Genomic DNA, 464 nt, shown 5'->3' with positions numbered 1-464 from the left:
ATTGTTTACGTTACGGTAGAGAGGTTATTCAGATAGTATACCCAATATACAAAATATAACGCTGAGCCAGGTGGTGATTTGCCAACTATCCGGGAGTGTTTAGTCTTTTTTGGGGGCCCTCAGTGATACCAACACTCCGCCCCCGATGATCAGTGCCATGCCGATGAGGGTGAGCGTGCCAGGGAAAGGATCACCCAGCCAAAGACCAAGAAGTCCGGAAAAGATAATATTGGAATAGCCCACCGAAGCAATGCGACCGGCCTTATCGTAGGTAAAGGCGATAGTGAGCAGATACTGACCAATCATGGCGATGATTCCCAGAGCCAGCAAGCCCCCCCAGTGAACGTTGGATGCGGGCCACACAAAATGCCCCAGCAGGAAGTCATAGCCTTCAATGGAGGTGTACTCCCCGGCCAGCATGGAAAGAATCGGCATAAAAATACCCGACAGCATGAAGGACAGGA

General features: G+C 50.6%; 1 protein-coding gene. It reads right to left on the bottom strand.

Translation table 11 applies throughout. From position 1 onward, the window contains the following. Positions 1-99 precede the first annotated feature (99 nt). On the bottom strand, positions 100-464 hold a 365-nt coding region (locus tag ACLD7X_RS18840; protein WP_411425208.1), incomplete at its 5' end, for a hypothetical protein.

Source organism: Aphanothece microscopica RSMan92, assembly GCF_046613545.2.
Classification (GTDB): domain Bacteria; phylum Cyanobacteriota; class Cyanobacteriia; order PCC-6307; family Cyanobiaceae; genus NIES-981.
Note: the sequence above shows the minus strand (reverse complement) of the source record. Positions and strands in the feature narration are given on the sequence as shown.